Source organism: uncultured Sneathiella sp. (genome assembly GCF_963973085.1).
In the GTDB taxonomy this organism is placed as follows: domain Bacteria; phylum Pseudomonadota; class Alphaproteobacteria; order Sneathiellales; family Sneathiellaceae; genus Sneathiella.
In genome coordinates this window covers 1-20,439 of the sequence record NZ_CAXAXA010000003.1, presented here as the reverse complement: position 1 = coordinate 20,439, position 20,439 = coordinate 1, and the positions used below count along the sequence as shown (strand labels likewise).

General features: G+C 47.5%; 21 protein-coding genes and 1 pseudogene. 17 read left to right on the top strand and 5 right to left on the bottom strand.

Annotated elements, in window-relative coordinates; all coding sequences use genetic code 11:
* Positions 1 to 3: 3 nt before the first annotated feature.
* Complete coding sequence (locus tag AACZ19_RS08040; RefSeq protein WP_339632776.1) at positions 4 to 1,380, top strand: hypothetical protein; 1,377 nt, start codon at positions 4 to 6, stop codon at positions 1,378 to 1,380.
* A gap of 67 nt (positions 1,381 to 1,447) precedes the next feature.
* Here the strand turns inward: AACZ19_RS08040 and AACZ19_RS08035 are convergent, their stop codons facing one another.
* A complete protein-coding gene (locus tag AACZ19_RS08035; protein ID WP_339632774.1) occupies positions 1,448 to 2,662 on the bottom strand; it encodes a type IV secretion system DNA-binding domain-containing protein in 1,215 nt (404 codons plus the stop codon).
* 109 nt (positions 2,663 to 2,771) lie between these two features.
* Between AACZ19_RS08035 and AACZ19_RS08030 the strand changes: the two genes are divergently transcribed.
* The 6 genes from AACZ19_RS08030 (at position 2,772) to AACZ19_RS08005 (ending at position 8,107) form a co-directional block, all read left to right on the top strand.
* Positions 2,772 to 2,942: a hypothetical protein gene (locus tag AACZ19_RS08030; protein ID WP_339632772.1), complete on the top strand. Its 171-nt coding sequence runs from the start codon at positions 2,772 to 2,774 to the stop codon at positions 2,940 to 2,942.
* A 1,209-nt stretch (positions 2,943 to 4,151) separates the two neighbouring features.
* The gene (locus tag AACZ19_RS08025; protein WP_339632770.1) at positions 4,152 to 4,628 is read left to right on the top strand and encodes a hypothetical protein; all 477 of its coding nucleotides are present in this window, start codon (positions 4,152 to 4,154) and stop codon (positions 4,626 to 4,628) included.
* A 233-nt stretch (positions 4,629 to 4,861) separates the two neighbouring features.
* Positions 4,862 to 5,533: a hypothetical protein gene (locus AACZ19_RS08020; protein ID WP_339632768.1), complete on the top strand. Its 672-nt coding sequence runs from the start codon at positions 4,862 to 4,864 to the stop codon at positions 5,531 to 5,533.
* Positions 5,534 to 5,618: 85 nt separating this feature from the next.
* Positions 5,619 to 6,167, top strand: coding sequence for a hypothetical protein (locus AACZ19_RS08015; protein WP_339632766.1), 549 nt, complete (start codon positions 5,619 to 5,621; stop codon positions 6,165 to 6,167).
* A 304-nt stretch (positions 6,168 to 6,471) separates the two neighbouring features.
* Positions 6,472 to 7,191: a hypothetical protein gene (locus tag AACZ19_RS08010; RefSeq protein ID WP_339632764.1), complete on the top strand. Its 720-nt coding sequence runs from the start codon at positions 6,472 to 6,474 to the stop codon at positions 7,189 to 7,191.
* Positions 7,192 to 7,441: 250 nt separating this feature from the next.
* A complete protein-coding gene (locus AACZ19_RS08005) occupies positions 7,442 to 8,107 on the top strand; it encodes a hypothetical protein (protein ID WP_339632761.1) in 666 nt (221 codons plus the stop codon).
* A 14-nt stretch (positions 8,108 to 8,121) separates the two neighbouring features.
* Here the strand turns inward: AACZ19_RS08005 and AACZ19_RS08000 are convergent, their stop codons facing one another.
* Positions 8,122 to 9,627 (bottom strand): recombinase family protein, encoded by a 1,506-nt coding sequence (locus tag AACZ19_RS08000; RefSeq protein ID WP_339632759.1) that lies wholly within the window; start codon positions 9,625 to 9,627, stop codon positions 8,122 to 8,124.
* A gap of 370 nt (positions 9,628 to 9,997) precedes the next feature.
* Here AACZ19_RS08000 and AACZ19_RS07995 point away from each other — a divergent pair, with 370 nt between their 5' ends.
* The 4 genes from AACZ19_RS07995 (at position 9,998) to AACZ19_RS07980 (ending at position 12,742) form a co-directional block, all read left to right on the top strand.
* A complete protein-coding gene (locus AACZ19_RS07995; RefSeq protein ID WP_339632757.1) occupies positions 9,998 to 11,332 on the top strand; it encodes a hypothetical protein in 1,335 nt (444 codons plus the stop codon).
* 224 nt (positions 11,333 to 11,556) lie between these two features.
* Positions 11,557 to 11,835 (top strand): helix-turn-helix transcriptional regulator, encoded by a 279-nt coding sequence (locus AACZ19_RS07990; protein WP_339632755.1) that lies wholly within the window; start codon positions 11,557 to 11,559, stop codon positions 11,833 to 11,835.
* Positions 11,832 to 12,332: a hypothetical protein gene (locus AACZ19_RS07985; RefSeq protein WP_339632753.1), complete on the top strand. Its 501-nt coding sequence runs from the start codon at positions 11,832 to 11,834 to the stop codon at positions 12,330 to 12,332. Before AACZ19_RS07990 ends, AACZ19_RS07985 begins: the two co-directional genes overlap by 4 nt.
* A gap of 74 nt (positions 12,333 to 12,406) precedes the next feature.
* The gene (locus tag AACZ19_RS07980; protein WP_339632751.1) at positions 12,407 to 12,742 is read left to right on the top strand and encodes a DUF3768 domain-containing protein; all 336 of its coding nucleotides are present in this window, start codon (positions 12,407 to 12,409) and stop codon (positions 12,740 to 12,742) included.
* 62 nt (positions 12,743 to 12,804) lie between these two features.
* Here the strand turns inward: AACZ19_RS07980 and AACZ19_RS07975 are convergent, their stop codons facing one another.
* Positions 12,805 to 13,377 (bottom strand): plasmid pRiA4b ORF-3 family protein, encoded by a 573-nt coding sequence (locus AACZ19_RS07975; protein ID WP_339632750.1) that lies wholly within the window; start codon positions 13,375 to 13,377, stop codon positions 12,805 to 12,807.
* A 368-nt stretch (positions 13,378 to 13,745) separates the two neighbouring features.
* Here AACZ19_RS07975 and AACZ19_RS07970 point away from each other — a divergent pair, with 368 nt between their 5' ends.
* From AACZ19_RS07970 to AACZ19_RS07960, 3 genes are read left to right on the top strand one after another with little or no spacing between them, the layout of a single operon-like run.
* Positions 13,746 to 14,261 carry a hypothetical protein gene (locus tag AACZ19_RS07970; protein ID WP_339632749.1) on the top strand — a complete coding sequence of 172 codons (516 nt, stop codon included), beginning with the start codon at positions 13,746 to 13,748 and terminating at the stop codon, positions 14,259 to 14,261.
* Between the two features lie 3 nt (positions 14,262 to 14,264).
* Positions 14,265 to 16,415, top strand: a complete 2,151-nt coding sequence (locus tag AACZ19_RS07965) for a type IV secretory system conjugative DNA transfer family protein (protein WP_339632748.1) — start codon at positions 14,265 to 14,267, stop codon at positions 16,413 to 16,415.
* A gap of 9 nt (positions 16,416 to 16,424) precedes the next feature.
* Positions 16,425 to 17,408, top strand: coding sequence for a replication-relaxation family protein (locus AACZ19_RS07960; RefSeq protein ID WP_339632746.1), 984 nt, complete (start codon positions 16,425 to 16,427; stop codon positions 17,406 to 17,408).
* A gap of 63 nt (positions 17,409 to 17,471) precedes the next feature.
* On the opposite strand, the gene AACZ19_RS07955 is transcribed toward AACZ19_RS07960, so the two are convergent.
* A complete protein-coding gene (locus tag AACZ19_RS07955) occupies positions 17,472 to 17,648 on the bottom strand; it encodes an AlpA family phage regulatory protein (RefSeq protein WP_339632744.1) in 177 nt (58 codons plus the stop codon).
* Between the two features lie 231 nt (positions 17,649 to 17,879).
* On the opposite strand from AACZ19_RS07955, the pseudogene dcm reads away from it, so the two are divergent.
* A pseudogene (gene dcm / locus AACZ19_RS07950) lies at positions 17,880 to 18,464 on the top strand (DNA (cytosine-5-)-methyltransferase); the annotation flags it as partial.
* 99 nt (positions 18,465 to 18,563) lie between these two features.
* Positions 18,564 to 18,839 (top strand): DNA cytosine methyltransferase, encoded by a 276-nt coding sequence (locus AACZ19_RS07945; RefSeq protein WP_339633725.1) that lies wholly within the window; start codon positions 18,564 to 18,566, stop codon positions 18,837 to 18,839.
* A 272-nt stretch (positions 18,840 to 19,111) separates the two neighbouring features.
* On the opposite strand, the gene AACZ19_RS07940 is transcribed toward AACZ19_RS07945, so the two are convergent.
* Positions 19,112 to 19,921 (bottom strand): hypothetical protein, encoded by an 810-nt coding sequence (locus AACZ19_RS07940; protein WP_339632742.1) that lies wholly within the window; start codon positions 19,919 to 19,921, stop codon positions 19,112 to 19,114.
* A 204-nt stretch (positions 19,922 to 20,125) separates the two neighbouring features.
* On the opposite strand from AACZ19_RS07940, the gene AACZ19_RS07935 reads away from it, so the two are divergent.
* Positions 20,126 to 20,439 (top strand): tyrosine-type recombinase/integrase (locus AACZ19_RS07935; protein WP_339632740.1); only part of this gene is annotated, 314 nt, incomplete at its 3' end.

Genomic DNA, 20,439 nt, shown 5'->3' with positions numbered 1-20,439 from the left:
CATATGTTTTTGAAATCAAGGTTTGTAGTGATCGACGACAAGAAAAGTCATCTTAAAGGCATCAAAGATACATTGAATGAACTTAGGCTCGATTGCCATGCAAAGCACTACACCGATGAAAGCGTTAGTGAGTGGCAGAAGCTACCAAGCGCTAGAATCCTTTTTATGGATCAAAATCTGACAACTGGATCGACGTTTGGAACGGGAAATAAAGTTGCCTTTACGGCAATTGCTGATGTCATTCAGAAACTTATTTGTCCTGACAGCGGTCCCTATGGAATTGTATTGTGGGCCGAGAAACCTGAAGTTGAAAATCTTAAAGAGTTTTTGTTCGAACGATTTACTGGTGCGGATGCGAAGTTGCTTCCGGTATTTATGACCGAACTCCAGAAGGGTATGTATATAGATACACAAACCGGAGATGTTCGAAATGCCGATAAACTCCAAATTGACCTTCGAGATCGAATGTCGACCAGCCCTCAGATGAAGGCTCTTTTTGCTTGGGAGGCGGATGTCTTTGCTGCGGCTGACGCAGTACTGAGGTCTATTGTAAACCTTGTCCCACTAGAGAAGCGCGCATCCACTGAATTTGAACAGGAACTTGGCAGAGTTTTCTACCGACTGGCTCAAGCGGGGGCAGGAGCCAATCGTGCGCGCGAGAATCCCCGGGAAGCCGTAAACCGTGTTCTGGGCCCGATCCTTGCGGACCGGATTGCTGAACATGACCCGGAGGGTGGGGCAGGAGACGAGTGGAACGTCGCCTTGGTCGATCCGCTTCAAAATGAGAGACACGCCTCCGTTTCCGTGCAAGCCGCCGTGAATTCCGCCATTCACCAGTCTTTTGCACGAGCAGAAAGAAGCGCCCCTATTCAACCCGCCGACTTGGGCGCTGTGTTGGAGTTTCCCTTCGAGAATGTCGATGATTCTTTGAACGAGTACTTCGGCATTGACAGGGATGTGATCGCATCCGACAAATTTTTCGGGCTTCAAGAAGCGGACTGGGACAACTGTTTCTTGAGATTGGTGCAGATTGGAGCTGCATGTGATCATGCCCAACCCAAGAAGGGTCCGCTCTTATACCTTCTAGCTCTGGAATGGGCATTCTGCAATGACGACGGCTCCAAGACCGACGGCGTCACGTTTCACTCTGGAAAATCAATGAAATCGGGTCTCGAATGGCGCTCACCCACATTATTGGTAGGCCCTGAATCGAGCGCGGGTAAGCTTTCGGCGTTTCTGAATTGCACGCACAGCGCCTCCCGCGAAGCGGTTAAAGATTGGAAGCCGGTATACAGACTACGTGAAGAACTGATTTCAACTATCACTCAGGAATATGCTAGGCATATTTCACGTCCTGGCATAGTTACGCTGGGTCCGTAGAGCTGATATATCCAAATTTTTGACAGATGAAAAACGGATGGTTGCTGCTCCTTTTATTCCGCTATGGCTAGTTAGTGCGTAGTACTTGGAGCATACCGCTGCCTTGGGGCATCGGCAGCGTATCAGCGCTAAATGGTCTGCTGGGCATCCCATCGACCATCAGTTTCAGATACATATTATAATTAGGTAGGTTAATCAGATCCTGCGCAGTAAAGACGGATTGGCATTCTTTTGCGAGAAAGCCTGCATCCTCCGCACCGACACGAAAGGAGATCAGCGTTCCGCTATTCCCAAGCACCGCATGCCGGATGTCTGGCTCAAGCTGATGCAGATACTGATGCGCCATGCACATCCCGATGTTCATCTTACGAATTTCTGAAAGCATGGTTGCCATTGAGAGAGTGGTAAACGACTGAAACTCATCGAGATACAGCCAATGAGGCCGTCGCTGTTGTTGCGGCGTATCAGCCCGGCTCATCCCTGCCAGTCCGAGGGTGGTGACCAACAAACCTCCAAGCAGGGCAGCGCTATCTGTTCCAATCTGTCCAACACTGAGATTAACCAGCAGGATCTTCCCCTGATCCATAATGCTGCGCAGTGAGAGCGGCCGCTTCGGTTCAACAAGGATGCGATACAACCTGGGATCCGAGAGAAACGCGCCAATCTTGCTCTGGATTGGGGCGATGGCTTCGGCGCGATAGCGATAGGAATAACCTTTGAATTCCTTCAGCCAGAAATCCCGTACCGGTGGATGCTCAACATTGCGGGCGATGTGCTCCCGAAACGATTTATCCGTGAGTACCCGCTGGATATGGGTAAGGTCAGATGCAGGTTGATCCAGGAGTGCCAAAAGAGCATTGCGAAGGATATACTCCATCCGCTGTCCCCAGGCCTTCTCACCCCAGAGCTTGCGGAAGACCTCCATCATGCCGGACGCCGCCATTGGACGACGTTCTCTTGGAACGCGTTTGAGTGGATTGTATCCATAGGGCTGATGCCAATTCGTAACATCGAAATAGATCACATCGTCTTTTCGATGCTCAGGAATAGTGGCGGCAATGCCCGCAATAAGATCACCATGCGGATCCAGTAGCGTTACCCCCTCACCTTTTGCGATATCCTGTTGGATCATGTTTTCTAGCAAGGTCGATTTTCCAACACCAGTCCGCCCGATTATGTACATGTGGCTCAGACGATCCCGCATTTGGATGCCAAAGCGTCGATAAGGCTGCCTGGCATTGGTCTGGCCGAGAAGGATGCTGCTGTTATAGTTTCGTCTCACATAGGCAGTGTGACCTTTAATGGGACGTCAGGTAAGTAGGTAAGAATTGTCGTGTTCGTCAAGTTTCCTCATCTAAGCCACTTGCTGCTTTCGCCGTACATTTATGGGTATGGCACCGACAGATTTGTCCCTAGAAGCATTTATCCGAATTTACAAAGAGAAATTCAATGAAGATATTTCTCCTGAAGAAGCCCGTATTATGGCAGCAGAATTTCTGTCATTATATGAGCTGTTGTATGTGCGTCTTGACCAACTGTCGAAGGATCCGGGCGGTAGATAATTGTACTTATACCAAATCTTAACCATATCCGAGTACATAAAGTAATGGATGTTTGAATACTTATCTCATATTTTGTATGCGTGCAAACGGATCCATACTATATGTTGATAAATTTTTTTAAGTTTGTCCTTGAATTTGCGATTCGGCGGTACTAGGTTAGGTAATAAGGAGTAGGGCAGTTCTTCTTCGATATGAAGCCAGTCAATAATGATTGGATGCATATGGGTGTTAATGTCAGAGGGGATCACCTTGAGTTTAGCCAGAGATATTCTGGGTAAAAAGCGGGGGGTAATAGAAGTCAGATACGGTAACAGTATGAGGACGTATCCAATATTATCAAACGCATTTAATCCACACCACGTTCTTTGCCATATCAATACCTATATGGTATGGTACAAAATGGAAGGAAAGGGAGTGTCATGACCGACACCCCACTCCCAGAACAAAGCAGTGTTCAACTAGCTCTTTCCAACCCTCTTCTTTATCCACTCGTACAATCTAACGAGCGCGTGCACCGCGACGATCATAGTGAATATTGGCAAAAAAGGTGCAAGAAGTATATTCACGCTATCCATTGCCGTGCACATACTTTCAGGCGCATATTGGTCAATATGAAAATATTGCCAGGTTTCCGCGCACGCACCGACTTCATGGATGGCGTGCGATATTTTGTTCGAGGTTTTTTGAGAAGACATTCTTCTCCCTCCCTAAGTTATCGGAATTGGGATCCAAGCTACAACTAGACCCAATTCCGGGGTTGAAATTTTTGGAGGATTTGAAGAAGGGGCGGCTTGAAAAAGTCGCCCTTTTTTCCTCCGTGGACGTATTTTTTTCATCTATTTCATAAGACTCTCCTTAGTTGCTTATTGTACCACACGAAAAAAAAGCAGCTATGAACCGTAGCCCATGCTGCCAAAAGCGCCATTTTCGCTCGTCGCGAGGAATGTTGCGGACGAACGAAGCAAATAATTTTTTGAGGCATTTTCACGACGGCCCCTCGCGTATAAATGACATGCTATACTCCTCAAGGTTGCTGTTCGTTGTTCATACTTGGAACATCATATTTTATTCATATAATTGCGTAATGCTGGCTTTTCAACCAAACATGCGAAAAAAAAAGCAGCAGAAACGTAATTTTTGCAAATCTATAATCTTTTTAGTTTAAAAAAAACCTAAGTTGCATGAATTGGAAGCATAAGGTGATATAAGATGGATAAGCAAATCGAAAACGTAAATCCGCAGAGTCTTTGTGATCTTATCAATGAGGTCGTTCAAAAACGCTTTGCAGGAAACATTTCTGAAGCGGCCGCAACTTTTGACAAGGCACGAAATAAGAAACGAATGCAATTCGAATTTTCGAGAAATGCTCTTACTCAGATAATTGAAAATAAACAAAAAATAACGTATTTGCACCTTGAGATGATTGCTGACTATCTTCAGATACCAGCAGGTGTATTTTTATTGTTTTCCAGAATTCGAGCAGATAAGCGAGACGAGACAGCGATTGAAGCGATTGAAGCACGAACAGATATCTTGGCTTTGCAGGAGCTTCTAAAATGGATATCAGCTGAGGAAATTTCGGGCGACTTGATTACCTTGGATGATTTGAATTTTACATACCTTGATAGTTGGGCCCGGAAGTTCCGATTGGCAAAAAAAAGAATTAGCATGAAAGGTGATACTTAACTTGAGTGTATAAGAGCCATCATTCCTCTGTAAGGGTTCGAACGTCCTGCATTACTGCCCGCCATTACAAAAAACTTACAATTGTATTACACTGTCGAAATGCGTGTGATTTTAGGCGCATTTTGTTTGATGCAACAGACAGGTTTTCGTGTCATTGAGTAATCCAGCGCGAAAGTTCGAACCTCATATGCAATTTTACGTTCGAGAACAGATTGAAAAGGTTAGAATAAGCTATGCCGAAAAAATCTATCCGTTTTGGAGTGGTTGATGGATGCGGTTTTCGAGCCGCTACGTGGAACCTCACAGTGTCTGCGGGTGAAGGGCCATCGGAAGTTTATTTATCATGCCGCGAGTTAAAGGGTGCGATTCATACTAGTTTTCATCCATCCGGAAAATGGCATGCTACGTTTACTCAAAAAACATTTGATGAAGATATCAAAGACGTTAGTCCTCCTGACGCAAATCGATTTATCCAAAAGTGGCAACGGCCACCGGAAGTTAAGCCGGGCATTACCTTGGCACTCAAAATTATTACTCCCTGGAACGCGGTGCAAACAGAAATTGTACCTGGCAGCAAAAAATTCAGTGAAATCAAGAGTGCACAAGAGCCTAAAGCTAACCAAGTGCTTATAGTGTTTTTAAATCCGAACGAAAAAATCGAAATCACAAACTTTGATGAGATCGGAAGGTTAGAACTTAACACTGGTGAAATAGTGGTTGTTCTACATCATGAAATCCAGATACCTAAACCAAACATTCCAAAGGAGAGCAAAGGTACTCTTGTGAAGGGGCGAAGCAAAGAGGATTTAGAAAGTGATAATGTCAAGGGCTTGATTTTCGCTGATGAACCTAATGGAACCAGAGTACTTTGGGATTGTGCAGTAGAAAGTAAGAAAACCTCTTGAAAGGAAGGACATATAACTCCACTGCAAAGGCTCCGATGTCCTTCATATTCTGCCGCTTAATCGTGCTAGTATGAGATCGTTAGATATGACTAAAACTGCTATCAAAGCAAAAACAGTTTTTGAAGACGCATTCAAAATATTCCTCGAAAAAGAGGGAGAAAATATCCTCAACGATGTGGCAGAGCGTAATCTGTGTGCGAGGCTTTCTTTTTATATAGAAACCATCTTAAGTAAGAACGGTTTAGATAATTATTTTTCCGACCCAGAATACAATAGAAAACAGAACGGGAAGGTGAAAACTATTTTAGATAGTGAGATGCATGTTATTCCCATACAATGTGACATTGTTGTTCATACCAGAGGAAAGGAAGTGCAATATGATAATCTTATTGCTATTGAGATGAAGAAAGCGCACCGGCCGCAGTTGGAAAAAACTAATGATCAAAATCGGCTAAGAGCATTAACAAAAGATAGCTATGATGGCGTTTGGTCTGCAGACGGGGAAACCCATCCCGAACACGTCTGTGGGTATGCACTAGGGGTATATATAGAAATAAATTTAAACCAAAAGACGAGCCTGCTAGAATATTACCAAAAAGGTGAAAAAGTCTCCGAAAATTCTTGTAGTTTCTAGCTTAAAAATGGACGCTTGAGAGAAACCTCAATTACAACAAATTTATAATCGCATTACAGTTCCAGAACACACGTTATTTCAGGCCCATTTTGATTGGCGTAACTGGACAGGTTCTAATGTCCTCTATTGCCCCCCGCAATTACACAACATTTCACAAAAAAATCTAGACGGGTGAATTTGATAAAATAACCAAGTGCGAATAGCTCTAAGAAAGTTGCCTCTAGTTATTTTCTAGCTTCTTTCCTCTATAAGAACTCTAACGTCCCTCAACAACTTTTTCCAACCCATGCTTCTACGAAGCACTATGTCTTATGCCAGTCTTGTATATAATAAGACAATGTTTTTGAATGATTTGATAGAGAACTGGAAAAATAAGCGAGCCGAGAAACGAGCAGAGGAAGCTAGAGTCAATGCTTTGTTTGAGGAATTCTTGGAGGAAACCAAGCCACATACGCCAAGAGCAACAAAACACCCGCAGGCTGCATTGTATAGACATGCTTGGAAACGTGCTGTTATTCTCAGCTTTCTATTTAAAGATATTCCAAACTCAGATAGGCACTATTTGTTTGAAAAGTTTGCAAAGATTGCTGCTAAAAAATATTACCGCGTAGCTCCCTCTAATGCTTATGGCACGGTACAATTAAAAATGTCACCCGAAGCCGCGAGTAAGTTATTTGACAAAGAAAAAGATATTTTGTTCCCAGTCGAGAAGAAGATTGAGAAGACAAGCAAATTTGCCTGCATTTATATTGGTGTAGATGATAATAGGAGGTACTACATCGGCCAAACTATGGGCGCACCTGAGTTTAGATGGGTTCAGCATCGGGCTCATAATACTGGACCATTCAAACAAGGTGCTGAATATATAAAGTGGGACGTGTTAGAGAGAAATGTCGAATTAGCGGATTTGAATCAAAAGGAATCTTATTTCATTGGCTTCTACAATTCGTTTGAGAATGGATACAATGATACGCGGGGCAACGACTTTCAAGCCTATCAGCAAGGTTTAAACGACAAGCATTAGCGATGCAACGGATGCGACCTTCAAATCGATATAAAAATTGTAAGTCGTACTCCCTCAGTTCTAATTTATAAGCTCGCCCACTTTCTCTCATCACTAAAACAATTAAAAGTCTCTGTCACTCTTCTGTAAGGGTTCTAACGTCCTTCAGTACTGCCCGCAATTACACAACATTTCACAAGAATATCTAGACGGGTGAATTTGATATAATAACTACCTTCTGCATTATTATGTCAGCATAAAAAGCTTACACATGGCTAAGAAAATCAATAATAACTACAGTAAATATGACTGGCCGGTTGCTTTCGCTCAGAGCTACCTTTTGATTGCAAAGCTCGCTTGTCAAGAGTTACTAAGTGACTCTGAGGATAAACGACACAAGGCAGAGGATATCTTTGTTTATGGTGTTCCAGATCTGTATGTTCCCATTGTTTTTAATATTAAGCATGGAATCGAGGTCTTTATAAAATCTCTTAGTATTTTTATTGATGAAACTTATGACGAAAGAACCCATGACATCAAAAAGCTATTCCAAGACGTTAAGCCACGTATATTGAAAGGGCTGCATCCAACAGATAGACCTTATTATGATAATCTTACACAGGACGGAGTTAACGAAATCAAAAACGCACTGAGTCAAATTGAGACCTTAATTAATGAATTTTATCATCTTGATTTTCTAAAATCTAAAATCAATCAAAACTATACGTTTAGTGATATACAGAATGATTTTTTTAGGTATCCTGAAAATAAAACAGGGATTCAGATTAATTGGGAGCCAGTACTTAGGGATTTGTCGAAAGAAGACGTGGAGCAAATTTTATCCAAGGTTAATGAATTGTATGAAAATTTCAATAAAGTTAGTGCTGCACTGTCTATCCTTTCTCGAAGTACTAATAAGCAAGAATCTGAAGATTAAGAAAGATATTATTGTCATTCATCTGTAAGGGTTCTAACGTCCTTCAGTACTGCCCGCAGTAAGAGATTCCGAGGCATTTGTGGTCTTATGCGATATGGTTTTTTGGCTTGAACAGTGACTTTTTGACCTTTCAAGCTGGGGTTCGAACATAGTTTTTGAATGATGTGGCGGCGAGTCGCTTCATCGCCTTGTTCAAACTCAAATCTGGCTTGTTTTAAGAACGAAATGGCCTCTTTGACGGGTTCGAACATATTCTGACTTGGAGCCTGCTCCAACTGTTGCTGAAGCCGTAATCGCTCCATTTCCAACGCCGCTTGTTTTTTAGTAAAAGTTGCATCGTCAATTAATGATGAGATGCGAAGATCAGTCAGGCCATCCAGCTTCTTCTCAACGCTCCTGAGCGCTTTTTCTTTGCTTTGCCGAGCTTTCTCAACGTTCGCTGAAATATTTGTGCGCAGCGCCTCAAGCTCCAGCAGCGCCCAGTCATGAAATTCCTGGCTTATTTCTATCTGCTTGAGATGCTCCTGGAACTGTTGGTCTAATTCTCTGGCTTCTATGGATTTTTCAAGGCATTTTGGCTGCCTGCGTCTGGTGCAATGGTAATAAACATACCGCGAGCCAAAGCGGTTAGCCTTATGCTCCGCAGTGACGGAGAGACCACATGCGCCGCAGGTAAGAAGGCCCTTATAGACAAACTCATACTTCTTGGGACGGGGATTGCTCGATTTATGCAGGATCTTTTGCGCATACTCAAACTGATCCAGAGTGATCATGGGTTTATGCTTTCCAGGATATAGCCGACCATTCCATTGGATGACGCCTGCATAGAATTTGCTACCAAATATCCTGTAGACATTACTCAACGAGATTATACGACCACCACGCGTTTTTCTGAGCCGTGTCGTCAGAGCCCAATCATTTTGAGCAATGCGGGCAATCTCGCTGGGTCGCATGTTTTCCTCAATCAATTTCTCCCACATGCATTGCACGAGCTTAAAGCGCTCGGGATCTGGTTCGATTTCTCCGGTTTCCCTGTTGTTGACATATCCAATGGGCGCGGAGTTCGGCCAGCCTCCCTTGCTGACTTTTGTACGGTTGCCGCGTTTGACATTTTCACTGAGGCTGTCGACATAATATTTGGAATAGCCGAATGTGATGGAGAGCATGAATTTGCCCTGGCTGTTATTCTCGAAGGTGAAAGTGGCAAAGCGGAGATCCTTCAAATACCCTTGGTCGAGGAGATAGATAATGCGCCCGCCATCCATGGAGTTGCGGGCCAGGCGGTCGGGATGCCAGGCAAGGATACCGTCTGCCTCTCCTGCCTCGATGCGGGTCAGCATTTCGTTGAATACAGGCCTGCCCGGCGCTTTGGCGCTCATGGCCTCTTCAAAGTTCTGAACGATCTCCAGGCCGGTATCGGCGGTGATGAGTTTGGCCAGTTCCTGTCGTTGCGACTCAATAGAGAGGATCTGACGATCCTCAGCTTCCGATGATTTGCGGCAATACAGGAAATACCTCATAGAACGTGATCGTATCTTAACGTTAACTTCCTATTTTTTCGAATCCCGCTCCCATGGATTCCTACCCTTCCTCGCGAGATCACGCCAGACTTCGCCGCAACGTTTCAGAAATCCCTGCAGGTTGCGACGCGCGCGCCGTTTATCCTTTGCACTCAGGTTTTTATAGGCTGTCCTAGGAAGCTTCAGGTTCTTGTGGTGTTTATGTTTCATGGGTACAGCTTAGCGCTGAACCTGAATTGCTGTAGAGGAGCGGACCTGGCGTGCGCGGCAAGGGGGCCTGTCTTTGTCTTCCGTGCCCGGCCTCTATGCTGTCGGGATGACAGATAAACAACAAACACAAAGGAATAAAAATCAGGCACAGGGCGAGCCCGTGATCTCACTGGTGACCGAAGGGGGTATGCTTGCGGAACTGCTCTATGACAGCGCAGAGGGCAAAACAGGATTCGCCGTTTGGCGGAACGGAAAATGCGAGTTTAAAAACACCGTCACAGTGGCTGGTCAGGCCTATTGCCCCTATAGCCCCGGCAATAATATTCTCAAACACAAGGTCGTGCTGTTGCCCTCGGATGTGCAGGATTATGGATCTGACGACAGCCTGATCAGGGAGATCGAAGCCTTCCTTGATCGCTATGTCGACCTGTCACCTGAATTCAAGCGACTAACCTGCCGCTATATCCTGCTGACGTGGCTGCATGACCGGTTTAACGAACTGCCCTATCTACGCCTGCGGGGTGATTATGGTACAGGCAAGACGCGGTTCCTGCTGGTCGTGGGCGCGCTGTGCTATAAGCCGATCTTCGCCAATGGGGCATCAACGATCTCACCGCTGTTTCATCTGCTTGATGCCTTCAAGGGAACGCTTATCCTCGATGAAGCGGATTTTCGTTTCTCTGACGAGAAAGCCGATATGATCAAGATCCTGAACGCCGGAAATGTGCGCGGTATCCCGATCCTCCGCACCATGATGACGAACAAGAAGGAGTTTGATCCACGCGCCTTCTCCGTGTTTGGCCCGAAGATTATTGCAGGTCGTGGACGCTATGAGGATCCTGCGCTTGAAAGCCGCTGCATCACTGAAGAGACGGCACCCAAAAAGCTGAGACCCGATATCCCGTTGAACCTGCCGGGGGACTATGAGCGGGAGGCACTTACCCTACGGAACAAGCTACTGATGTACCGGTTCCGGAACTTTCATACAACCAGCATCGATCCAGCCCTCGCGAACCCTGAGATCGATAACCGGCTGAACCAGATTTACCTGCCGCTCCTGAGCGTGGCCAGGGATCCACTCGTGCAAGCAGAGATCGCATCGCGCCAGCGACAGGGTCAGAAGGACCTTGCAGCGGGCCGTTGTCCTTCAATGGATATACAGGTACTGGAAATCACACGACACCTGATAGCGGACCGTCCCTTGCCGTTAAAGGAGATCGCCGATGCGTTCCAGGTAAAGTACGGCGAAACTTATCCTGCCGTTGTTAGCAGCCGCGCCATCGGATCCCTGCTCCGCACCCGCTTTAATCTCAGAACCAGCAAAAGCCACGGCAATTATGCCCTTCCCGTTTCTGAACAGGCAAAACTCCGTCAGCTGTTCATCCGCCATGGCCTGATATCTGTCGACGATGCTTCGTCAGATGATGATATCAGGATAATTCCCCTGGAGAACGGGGAGTTGGGGGAGGCGGACATGATGCCCACAATCCATTAACTGTTAGCGGTGTCGTCTCGATAATAGGGCGTAAGGAGCAATCTGATGTCCCCTATATCCCCAGCCTCCTGCAAGGAGTGTCCGACAGGGAATTGCAAGCTTGTTATCCTATACTGGCTGTTCCGCCCCGACTTGTCATTTCTGCCAGCTTACCCCGTCTGCCCTGTTCTTTGAAATTCCTTACACTCTTTGTTGTCGGCGGAACGTCTGTTCTCTGACGGCCTATGAACAAGAAACTTCCCTGTTATCTCAAGACCTACCGCAAACGCGCGGGACTTACGCAGAAGGAACTTGCGCACCTGCTGGGGATTTCGGATGACACCGTGATCTCGAAGCTTGAGCACCGGAGACGGAAGCCGAGCCTCAAGATAGTCATAGGCTGCCAGCTCCTGTTTGGAGAAAAAGCGGAAAATATCTTTCCAGACGCCCTTTCGGAAATTAAGGCAGATGTCAGGAAACGCATCCGCCGCCACGATTTGTCAGATAAAAATCCATCTTTATGAAGAATGACCAGGTTGATGATCACCGCATTTTGGCACTCACCGTGGCCTCACAGCGGATGGGTTATGTGGTTCTGGAGGGCAGCAACTTTCTCGTGGAATGGGGATGCCAGGATCTGCGGCATCTCTCACATCAAAAACAGCTGGAGAAGGCCTGCAAGACGATGGCCTGGTATCTTCCGGACCTGATTGTACTGGAAGATGTCCAGATGGCAGGCTGCCGCAAGGGAGCCGCTTCAAGACGGCTGGTGACAGATATCAGGAAGGAAGCCGTCCGCCGCAGGATTGGCATCACCTTCGTCAGCCGCCTCGAAGTCCGCCGGCATTTTGCAGATCAGGGTGGGGCGAACAAGGATCTGGTTGCACGGATTGTCTGCAATCATCTGCCGGAATTGATCCGCCTCCTTCCCGAGCCGCGCCGGACCTGGCAGCCGGAGCAGCATTGCATGCCGGTTTTTGAAGCGGCGAGCATGGCTATTGTCTGCCGGCAGAAGGCATGAAGGCAACCTTCGCGACCGTCCTCCTTTGACCGCTGCGCCTGAATGATCGGGCACAGCATGCACAGGAGGACAAGATGAACACAAAGACCAAAACCAAACAGATCCGTATCCTGAATGATAACCTGCGCCGTACGCGTACGGGTGGGCAAGTCGTCATCACTTCAGGCCTCCATGGCCTGGGCCAGCAGCGGGTCCGCCAGATCCTCAAGGAGGTTGCGGCGTTCGAAAACTTCAATGCGTATAATGATCCCCACAGTGAGCATGATTGCGCCGTCCAGCAAATTGATGGACAGAAAATCATCTGGAAGATCGATTACTATGATCTCAGCCTACGCTATCACTCGGAGGATCCGGCAGATCCCAGCAAGACCTGCCGCGTGCTCACGGTCATGTTGGCGCATGAGTATTAGGATGGTCGTCACTTACACTCCACGAAATCGTGGAGTGTTTTTTTGACTGCTATCCGTACTATTTATCCCCGAATTTGATAAATGGTACGGATAGCAGTTATCATATGAGTTGCTTGAGAAGGACTAAAACATGAAGGGTCATAAGGACCTGACCAAACCATCATTTCATCATGCCTGGGATGTTCTGGATTCGTAATCGCGTCCACATACTCCAAATATCCACTCACTCCGCCGCAATCTTCTGGTGGACAGGCCCTTTCCCCGGCCACACATACTGGGGCCTTCATGTGCAATTCCAAATCAGTATATGATTCCTCAACATCAATTTCGTGACACCAATTATCACCAAAATCGTAATAATATGAAAATCGGGAAACACCGTTTAAAACGTCACCAATTGTATAATTGCGCTCATCCAAACTGTCGGTCTCGCCGATTTCTTCTTCATCATCTGGCATGTGATATTCTCTACCATCAATCAAAAAGGAATGAAGATGGCAATCCGACCACTCCATGGCTCCCTGAAGGACGCCGTGTAACTCTGGTAACGTCAGTTCGTGCGAAACAATCACCTGTCTCCAGATTACCGGAGTAATATCTTTCAGTGCTATCTTTAGCTTTATTTTTCTATTCATTTCCAGATCATTTCATGTCTTGTTTAAAAGACAATCAGTTTTTTAATATGGGGACAGGAGTGCTTCGCCTGTATCCCCATATTTGGAGATTTCCTATCTGCAACCATAGTGATCCTGTATAAAAAATACTGTCACCTTTTCATGAAACCGTATTTCCTGACTTCATAAGAATAGTGCCCAGATTCTTATTCCTCACCCCGAGCCTTTTCACTTCCTTAAACTTCTCCCAAGCCAGCCATTTTCCTGTCTGCTTTGGTATCACTCGCATTAGGTATATTCATGATATTTGGATTCGTTATTTAGGAGTGTTTTTTCTATTAGTTTATGGTAGTGAAGAATAAGGATGTATTCTTGGTTTGGGGGTGAAGATGAATCTGTTATTCCGACGGAGTCAGGCTTGGGGAAAGATGGGCGGTGCCAAATTCAAGCTCTGGGGAAAAGTAGAACTTAATGAGGACGAGCAGGAGATTGTAAAGAAATACCGCTTTGATAATGCCATGCTGATCGAAGCCATCCAGCCCAAACTGGTCCGTAACAGTGTCGCTATAGGTGTTCTCGTGTTCCTGGCGGCGGCGGGCATTAGTGCGTCTCTGTTTGGAACACCGGTCGGTGTTACCGTAGGAGTAGTGGCGGCTTGTGCTGCCGGTTACGGATATTTCCATGAGAAGCGCGAAACCATCTATGTGAAAGACCTGATCCATGGCCGCCACTTTACGTGCGACAGTGTTATCGATCTCGCGCGTAAAGAAGCGTGGCTGGAAACCATTACCGCCTTCCTGCGTCAGGTGATGGAAAGCGCCAAGCATTGGGATGGAACCGAACGATATCCGATCGAGGCTCTACCGAAGGACGAAGCCCGTCAGGTGATCATCAGGGGCCTTTGATTGATGCTGGAGATCGCCGCCCGTCTCCACGCTTTTCTGCATGGGTTGTTCCGTCCGACGGATGAAGCCGAGACCAGAATGCTCTTTGACAAGGTGGAGCGGCTCTTCGTCCGGACAAAATTGGATGAGCCGAGAGGGCGTGAGCTGCTCATTGAGACATTGACGGAGCATGTGCTTGATAGCTTCGGATGCCGGGCAGATCATCCACAAAGGGCGGTTGTCTCATCCTTTATCTCGCAAATCTTCGACTATGAAGGATTGTTTATCCTGCCACCTGTGGATTGGCGCGATAGACATACCATCACCGAGTATTGGGAAATCCGCGATCAACTCAATACGCAGCGAGCCCTGCTCGAAGATTTTGACGCAAGCTGCCACCTGTTACAGCGCGTTGTGATCGAGTGTCTGGAGCCTGTCTATACCGCCTGCCCCGCACTTCTCGCTGTAGCGGAGACCAGCCAGGATATCACGGTTCAAACTAACCTGATCCGCAGTATCGGGAATATCGCGGACGTCACTGAAAGACTGCTCACGATCCCGTTTGCCGAAGAGCTGGAAAAAGCAGGATTGCTGCCCCATCACCGCGAATGGCTGGATCGGAATTTGATCATTGCCTCTGGCGGAAATCCCGCTGACCCAAAGGGATTTAACCGATTGCTCAAGATGCCCGGTAAATCCGACATCAAAGATCCGGGCGACATGATAGAGACCTATCTTGGAGGAACACCCTTAAAGCGCCTTTTCGACCAGACAATCGACTTTACCATCCCCACAAAGACACGCTTCGAGCATCACCATATCATTGCAGGCTCCGGACATGGAAAGACACAGACCCTGCAATATCTGATTGCTAAAGATCTAGAGGCGGTAGCGGCAGGGGAACGGAGTGTGATCGTCCTCGATAGCCAGGGTGATCTGATCCGCAATATCTCCAAATTGGACGAGTTCGCCCCCGGCGGAAGCCTGCGTGAGCGTATTGTTATCATTGACCCCACAGATGTTGAATGGCCGGTATCGCTTAACCTGTTCGATGTCGGTATCGACCGCCTTAGGGAATACGAACCGTTGGAGCGGGAACGGCTGACCAACTCCATCCTGGAGCTGTATGATTTTGTTTTGGGCTCCCTTCTCTCTGCCGAGATGACCCAGAAGCAAAATGTCATCTTCCGCTATGTGACGCGCCTGATGCTGTATATCCCTGATGCCACCATCCATACCTTGCGGGAACTGATGGAACCGGGAAGCAAAGAGAAATTCCAAACTTATATTGATAAGCTGGAGGGGACCGCCAGGCATTTCTTTGAGACGGAATTTTCCTCAAGGGAGTTCGAGCAGACAAAAAAACAGGTGCTCCGCCGCCTCTGGGGAATATTGGAGAACCAGACCTTTGAGCGGATGTTTTCCCATCCCCGCTCGAAGCTTGATCTCTTTGCCGAGATGAATGCGGGCAAGATCATTCTCATCAACACTGCCAAGGACCTTTTGAAAGAACAGGGCACCGAAATCTTTGGGCGTTTCTTCATTGCCCTCATCGCCCAGGCTGCGCAGGAACGGGCCACCTTATCGGAGGCCAAACGCATACCGACCTTCGTCTATATTGATGAGGCCGCCGACTATTTCGATCGCAATATCGGCATCATCCTGAGCCAGGCGCGGAAATACTCAGTGGGCATGGTGCTTGCGCATCAATATCTCGGGCAGCTGGAGCCGAAGTTGCAGGAGGCCTTTGCCGCCAATACCTCGATCAAGTTTGCAGGTGGCGTCTCGGCCCGTGATGCCAGAACGCTTGCGCCCATGCTCTATTGTGACGCATCGCTCATTGAAGCTCAGCCCAAGGGGCATTTTGCCGCCTATATACGCGGCGTGACCAAGACGGCGCTCCCATTGAAGTTTCCGTTCGGATATCTCGAAGATAAGCCGCACATGACGCAGGAAGAACGAGCGGCCCTTCAGGAAGTAATGCGAGAACGTTATGCGGTTCATTATTCGAAGTTGACTACTGAGAGCGCACCTTTTGCGGCAGATAGCAAAGAAAATATCCCTGATAATAATCCGAACGAAGTATCGCCTGTAGATTCAGTCGGTATGTCAAAAAGCACAAACGTCGCAACGGAGCCTGACATTACTGATACGACGGCCAAGCCGCAATGGTAGGGCTTTAAGATGGATCGCCCGTCACAAGATAACTTCGATAGCCTGTCCCGGCGCAAGCGCACCCGCCCTTTTAGCAGCGGCAAACGGGTTACGCCGCAAGAACGAGATCTTCTATGGTTTGAAAAAATCCATCAGCATGGCCCTCTGCCCGCAAGTTACCTGCATGCCTTCTCCAAACATCTCCGTCGCAACGAGAAGCGGGCACAAGACCGCCTGACCGATCTCTTTAACGAAGATCGCACACCACATGGCGGACCGTATTTGGCTCGGCCGCTCCAGCAGTTCCGTACTCTCGATAGTCGCTATAACGAACTTGTATATGAGTTGACGCCCGCGTCAGAAAAAGCGTTGCGGGAGCATCGCCTCTATCACGAGGCGGCCACTCGGCAGGCAGGTCCCTGGCTGCATCGCTTCATGGTCAGCTGTATAACGGCTTCGATTGAGCTTTCAGCTCAGAAGCATGAAAATATTACCTACATACCCCAGCATGAAGTCCTGGAACGCGCCGGAACGGAACTCAGGTATCCCACTCGCATACAGGATCCGAAGACCGGCAAGTCCTACACTAAAGACCTGATCCCCGATGCGTTGTTCGGCCTGGCGTATTCTGTCAAAGGAAAAAGCTATTACCGCTTCTTCCTCCTCGAAGCCGACCGGAGCACGGAGCCTGCTACTTCCAGCAACTTTCATCGCAAGAGCCATCTTCGCAGCTTGTTACAGTACCGTGAGTATATCGGCAAAGGCCTGTACAAAAACCATCTCGGCCTTACCTCCAGTCTGATGGTGCTGAATGTCTTTACCGAAGAGGCAAAGCTGGACAGGATACTTAAACTCACGACCGAGCTGTCATGGCCGCACGGCAATTCATATATGCTGCATAGGACATGCGAACAGTTCGGGCTCATCTTCAAGCCACCCAAGGTAATGCCGGAATTACTTGAAGGAGCTTGGCAGCGGGGCGGTCAGAGTGATTTCCTCATCTCCAGTCCGTAACTGAAAAATAAGGGGGACGGTGGCCACCGTCCCCCTTGCTCCCGTTACGGGAGCGTCGTCAGGCTATCTTCTGGATGCCAGGTCCTCAAGATGCGACACAATCTCGTCATAGACCCAGCCGATCCGGTTATTGCCGAGTCTGACCCTCCTGGGCCACTTCCCGGCCTGCTCCAGCCGCAGGATATGCTGACGTGAATAGGGCTGCATGGTCTTGAGTTCCTTCCAATCGATGATCCTCATCGCGATCTCTCCTATAAAAGGGAGTACCGCGATACTCCGGGTTGACAAAACCCAGGGCGCGTTGAGGATAGCAAAATAATCCGATTACGGGCAAGAAAAGAGAATCAACACAGGCTCCGGCTGCCCATGGCCGTGGTTTACACCTCTGAATAAGCCCTGCAATGCCTCGCGCCAGAATAAAATTTGGAACATACGGGAACCTCTCACAAAGTTGATATGTGAACATACCGCATGCTGTGGCTCACAGAGTGGATTACAGTCATATCCTGCTCGGTGACAGCGGTCGTTACTTGGTTAGCTTGGGTGTCCTCTTTAACTCATGGAGGACACAATGACATGTACAAATATTTCTCACTCTTCTCAGGTATCGGCGGCTTCGAGCTCGGCATCGGAAACCGCGCGGAATGTGTTGGATTTTCCGAAATCGACAAGCATGCCGTCACTGTCTACGAACGGCATTTCCCAACACATCGAAACTTCGGGGACATCACCGCGATCAACCCTGCAGATCTGCCGGATTTCGACCTGCTGGTTGGGGGCTTCCCTTGCCAGGCTTTTTCAATCGCTGGAAAACAACAGGGATTTACCGATCCCCGTGGCGCCATCTTCTTTGATGTCCTCCGATTGCTTGACGCTAAGCGGCCTCAGCTTTTCCTGCTTGAAAACGTAAAAGGGCTTCTCGGTCACCAACAGGGGGAGACGTTCAAAGCCATCATCTAAGCGCTTGATGAGCTGGGGTATGACCTCCAATGGCAAGTGCTTAACAGCAAGGATTATGGTGTCCCGCAAAACCGGGAACGGGTATTCATTATCGGACATCTTGGAGGCACAGCCAGACCCGAGGTATTTCCTCTCGCCCCGTGCTATCAGGAAGGTGATGGCAACCCGCGGCATTGTGCCAATACCCTCACAACCATGTATCACAAATGGGTCACGTCGGGCACATATGTTCTGGAAGGTAAAGCCGATGGGCTGATACCAAGGGTTCGTCGCTTCACTCCGATGGAGTGTGAGCGGCTACAGGGCTTTCCCGACAGATGGACGGAAGGTATCGGTGATGCAGAACGCTACCGATGCCTTGGCAATGCCGTCACCGTCAATGTCATAGACGCCATCACTGACCGCCTCCTCCCAACCAAACCCCGCTTCGGCGGGGTTTCTTTCACGATAATTCTGCCGAGCGATAGTTGAATGCGCTGGAATTTGTATCGTGAGAACCTACTAAAACCTTTTGAAAGGCGACCCATATCATCTGCGACTGATTGAACCACATGGTTTTGGCTCTTAATGGCCTGAGCAACGAGTGAAATACTTCCGAGGCACCGCTTGGTTTCGGCAATCCCTTAATCGTCTTGCGTGATTTGGATGTACTGAAGCCATGGGGAAAGATGTAGCGTGCCGAAAACACTTGGGTTACTCCTTATAAGAACATCCCTGCATAACTAAAACAGTTCGACTCTTGTTCACAGATCACTTCCTAAGTAAAGTCGCTCGCTGCCGATTTGATTTTGCGCTCGCTCACGTATCCGTTGGCGCGCCCGCTTTACATAATTTGCGTCAATAAGCTCTTCTACACTGAGATCCAACAAACAACTCACTAATATTGCAACAGATTTATCAGAAAGCTTAAACTCAACGGGCAGTAGCGGTGGGTGGGCATCTTTTAGTTCTTCAAGGGATGTAAAAAATGCTCTCAAAAAATCCGCTTTTGATGTTCGCGACGTTTCAAGTGTTGCACTGGTCAAAGGATCTAAAGGTTGAACACATGCTTCTCCAGCAAAATGGGCTATAGCTCGTATGAGCTCATCCATTTCAGGCCAATACTTTAAATCGAACTGACCTTTCAGATTATCAATTTTTTCTTTCACAAACTTTTTGTAGAGATGATTTTGTTCCGTCGCTCTATCGAGCCATTTATGTATCGAATAATCCTCAGTTGAGAGGAAACCGCCATCACTTTCAAGTTTTGATCGTTTTCTCAACAAGCGCGCCAGTTTTTTTGCGGTATCAGCAATTTCATCATTAACCTCTTCCAAAGTATCCCGGATATTACGTAGTTCCGAAATTTGCTCAGGAGACCAGAATGCTGTTGTTGATAGTATCGTTGCTGCGAAATGTTTTTTCTGTTCAAAAGTCAGCTTCGAATCCAACTCTTCATTCACTGATCGCAGTTCATCCTGCCTATTCTGCAGTCTGTCTATAACCTTAACTTCGCTGCGCAGTATCTTATTTTCTACATAGTATTGGCGGGTTTCCTGTAAGATCTTTTCCATAGCACGTCACTCTTTCAAAAAGTTGATCTGGACAAAATCATAACTCTTTTGAATTCGGTTCTTGGTACCGGAATGGAATAAAGTTTCTGTAGCTACAGGTACCTATTATGTGGCCTTACTCTATCGTGTTAAAAGAAAACACCCTATAATATCAATGACTTGAACAGTATGGAACATAGTGTTCAAAATAGTAATTGATTGTCAATGAATAATTTACACTATACCGGGCGGCATGAAGGCATTTCATTTCTTTATGACCGGGAGGGGCGGCGGAAGTATTTGGGGCAGCAAGAGCGAGCAAGGCTTTTAGAGATCATCGATACCCTTCCCTCCTCCGAAGTTCGTATCTTTTGCCTGATGCTGGCCTATACGGGGGCAAGGCTTTCTGAAGTTCTGGCGCTAACAGCAAGCCAGATCGATTTTGATGCTGGTGTTGTCGTTATCCAGACCCTCAAGAAACGCCAACGGTTCGTCTATCGAGCCATTCCCCTTCCCCCGTCGCTGCTTAAAGATCTGAA